We start from the raw sequence: 3,694 nt of genomic DNA, 5'->3' as shown, positions 1-3,694 counted from the left end.
CAAAATACCTTTGACGCAGTAGTTGATTGGGTCTAACAGCATTGTATGCTGTTAGAGAGTACCAAATCTTGTTTGCGAAGCAAACTCCAATCGTTCGCTTGATAGCGAACATTTCATGTTCGTCCATATCATAGGCTCAGCGAGTCAATTCCTGACTCGCTGAGAGGACTCCGAACCCGACCTAATCAACCTTGCGGGGGTGGGACTACGAACTAATTTTGAAAAAATTAGTTCTGTCCCACTCCCTTTTTCTGTTGCAAAAATAGGGAGCAGTGGTACAATTTTAATATGAGTAATGCATTAATTGAGAATAAATTAGCCCTTTTGCCCAACAGTCCGGGTTGTTACCTGCACAAGAATCAACAAGGGTCCATTATTTATGTCGGCAAGGCTAAAAATTTACGGAATCGGGTTCGGTCTTATTTCAGGGGTAGCCATGATACCAAGACAGAAGCCCTTATTTCTGAGATTGCTGACTTTGAATTTATTGTCACCGAATCCAATATTGAAGCCCTCCTCCTTGAAATTAATTTAATCAAGGAAAATAAACCCAAATACAATATCATGCTCAAGGATGATAAGTCCTATCCTTTTATTAAAATTACAAATGATTATTATCCACGCCTGATTACAACAAGGCAGGTTAAAAAGGATGGTGCCCTGTATTTTGGTCCCTATCCAGATGTGGGGGCAGCCAATGAAATTAAGAAACTACTGGATCGGATTTTTCCCTTTAAAAAATGTAGCAACCCAGCCAATAAGGTTTGCTTTTATTACCACCTACACCAGTGCGATGCCCACACGGTAACAGGTTATGACCACCAGCATTTTATGGACATGGCCGAGGAAGTATCCAATTTCCTGAAGGGGCAAGATGATAAGATTTTGGATGAGTTGAAAGTGAAGATGGAGACGGCAGCCCAGGGGCTGGAATTTGAACGTGCGGCTGAGTATCGGGATCTCTTACAGGCCATCGCCACCTTGCGTACCAAACAGCGAGTGATGGCTAAGGATTTGCAAAACCGTGATGTCTTTGGTTATGCAGTTCACCAGGGTTGGATGTGTGTCCAAGTCTTTTTTGTCCGGCAGGGAAAACTGATTGAAAGGGACGTGAGCCTTTTTCCTTATTACAATGATGCAGAAGACGACTTCTTGACTTATCTAGGGCAATTTTACCAAGAAGCCAATCATCTGGTTCCAAATGAAATTCTCCTGCCCCAGGATGTGGACCTCGAGTCCGCCCAGGCCTTGGTGGCGACGAAGATTCGCCAACCACAAAGAGGAGAAAAGAAGCAGTTGGTAAATCTGGCCAATAAAAATGCCCAGGTCTCACTGCAACAAAAATTTGACCTACTAGAAAAGAATTTTGAAAAAACCCAGGGGGCTGTCGAGAATCTAGGGACCGTTTTAGGGATTCCAACTCCCTATCGAATTGAGGCCTTTGACAACTCGAATATCATGGGAACCAGTCCGGTTTCGGCCATGGTGGTTTTTGTGAACGGAGTGGCCAGCAAGAAAGAGTATCGCAAATATAAGATTAAAACAGTTGTCGGACCCGATGATTATGCCAGTATGCGGGAGGTGCTCCGCCGGCGTTATAGTCGTGTGATTCGGGAGAATCTGCCCAAGCCAGATTTGATTATCATGGATGGAGGGCAGGGCCAAGTTTCGGTTGCCAAGGAGGTTGTCCACGGCGAACTGGGCTTAAGTATCCCAATTGCGGGTCTCAAGAAAAATGATCGCCACCAAACCCAAGAGCTCCTGTTTGGAGACCCGCTTGAGGTTGTGGAGCTGGGGCGGCAATCGCAGGAATTCTTTCTCTTGCATCGGATTCAGGATGAAGTCCACCGTTTTGCCATCAGTTTTCACCGCCAGGTACGCAGTAAAAATTCCTTCTCTTCCAAGTTGGATGGAATTGAAGGGTTAGGGCCTAAGCGGAAGCAAGCCTTACTGAAGCAGTTTAAAAGTATTCCGAAAATTCAAGCCGCAAGTCTAGCAGAACTTCAGGCTCTAGGAATCCCTCAAGCCGTTGCACAACGAGTCAAGGATAAATTACTGGAGCAGGATGAAGGGCAAGAGGAAACCAGTAAGAAGCCTTCGAATAAACAAAAGGAGTAGCCCATAGTTGCTGAAGAAGTGGTAGAATAGAGGATAAAGGAGAAAGTGTATGGTTACAGTAGATTTTAAAAAAGAAGTTGAATTGCGCAAAGATGATCTCCTCAAGGACTTGTTTAGTCTTTTGGAAATCAACTCCGAACGCAGAGATGATCTAGCTGATGCGGAGCATCCCTTTGGACCGGGCCCAGTTGCGGCTCTCAAGCATTTTTTATCCTTGGCTGAACGGGATGGTTATTCAACCTTGAATGTGGATAATTATGCAGGTCATTTTGAATATGGAGAAGGAGAAGAAGTCCTAGGGATTTTTGCCCATATGGACGTTGTTCCTGCCGGAAGTGGTTGGGAGACAGATCCCTATAAACCAGTCATTAAAGATGGCCGTCTCTATGCTCGAGGATCAAGTGATGATAAAGGTCCAACTATGGCTTGTTACTATGGCTTGAAAATTATTAAGGAATTGGGACTGCCAACGTCTAAAAAAGTCCGCTTTGTAGTAGGGACAGATGAGGAATCTGGTTGGACAGATATGGATTACTACTTTGAGCATGTTGGACTTCCAGAGCCGGATTTTGGTTTCTCACCTGATGCTGAATTTCCAATTATCAATGGTGAAAAAGGAAATATTACGGTCTACCTCCATTACGATGGCCAGCAGAAAGAAGGGCTTCAACTCCTATCCTTTACCGGTGGACTTCGTGAAAACATGGTGCCAGAAGCTGCCAAGGCTGTGATTGCAGCTGCTCCTGCCTCCATGGTGGCAGACTTCGAGGCCTACTTGCAAGAAGTTGGTTTGCAAGGCCAAGCCCAAGAAGTAGCCGTTGGTTTGGAGTTGGAACTTATCGGGAAATCAGCTCACGGAGCTTCCCCACACTTGGGAATCAATGGAGCGACCTATCTAGCAGCCTTTTTGGCTAACTATGCCTTTACGGGTGCTGCTAAAGCCTACCTCGACTTGGCTGGACGGATTCTCAAAGACGATCATGATGCGCGTGCCCTTGGCTTGGCCTTTGTTGACGAACGCATGGGAGCTCTTTCGATGAATGCGGGTGTTTTCCGTTTTGAAAAAGATTCGGACCAAAGTCAGATTGCCTTGAACTTCCGTTACCCTCAAGGGCTCACACCTGAGGAAATCCAAGCCAAATTAGCCCAGGTTTCTGGAGTTCAAGTCAGCCTATCCGAACACGGACATACGCCACACTATGTGCCAGCGGAAGATCCACTGGTTCAAACCCTGCTAGCGGTCTATGAAAAACATACCGGTTTACCAGGCCAGGAAAAAGTCATTGGTGGTGGAACCTTTGGCCGTCTCTTGAAACGAGGGGTTGCCTATGGTGCCATGTTCCCAGGTTACATTGATACCATGCACCAGGCTAATGAGTTTATCGAAGTCGAAGACCTTTTCCGAGCTGCAGCGATTTATGCCGAAGCCATTTATGAGTTGATTCGTTAACCAATCGCATCAGACAAATAAGGTTCTATAATAAGTTGTGTGGAAAGCTTGCTCTCCATGCAACTTTTTTTGTAATTCAGAGTGCAAAAAAAAGCAATTCCTAGTAAACTGATAAGTGAAAAAAAA

Annotated in this window: 2 protein-coding genes; both read left to right on the top strand. The window is 45.3% G+C overall.

Features of this window, described 5'->3' with window-relative positions; genetic code table 11:
• The first annotated feature begins 288 nt into the window (after nt 1-288).
• Nucleotides 289-2,118, top strand: a complete 1,830-nt coding sequence (gene uvrC / locus E5983_RS08725) for an excinuclease ABC subunit UvrC (RefSeq protein ID WP_160333451.1) — start codon at nt 289-291, stop codon at nt 2,116-2,118.
• A 49-nt stretch (nt 2,119-2,167) separates the two neighbouring features.
• Nucleotides 2,168-3,568 carry a dipeptidase PepV gene (pepV, locus tag E5983_RS08720; protein ID WP_160333450.1) on the top strand — a complete coding sequence of 467 codons (1,401 nt, stop codon included), beginning with the start codon at nt 2,168-2,170 and terminating at the stop codon, nt 3,566-3,568.
• Nucleotides 3,569-3,694 lie beyond the last annotated feature (126 nt).

The organism is Streptococcus danieliae, assembly GCF_009767945.1.
GTDB lineage: Bacteria > Bacillota > Bacilli > Lactobacillales > Streptococcaceae > Streptococcus > Streptococcus danieliae.
The sequence above is the reverse complement of the archived record's forward strand: the minus strand, read 5'-3'. Positions and strand labels throughout refer to the sequence as shown.

What these genes read in the sequence shown, in the direction of transcription:
- uvrC (WP_160333451.1), top strand. Translation starts at nt 289, where the DNA reads ATGAGTAATGCATTAATTGAGAATAAATTAGCCCTTTTGCCCAACAGT.
- pepV (WP_160333450.1), top strand. Translation starts at nt 2,168, where the DNA reads ATGGTTACAGTAGATTTTAAAAAAGAAGTTGAATTGCGCAAAGATGAT.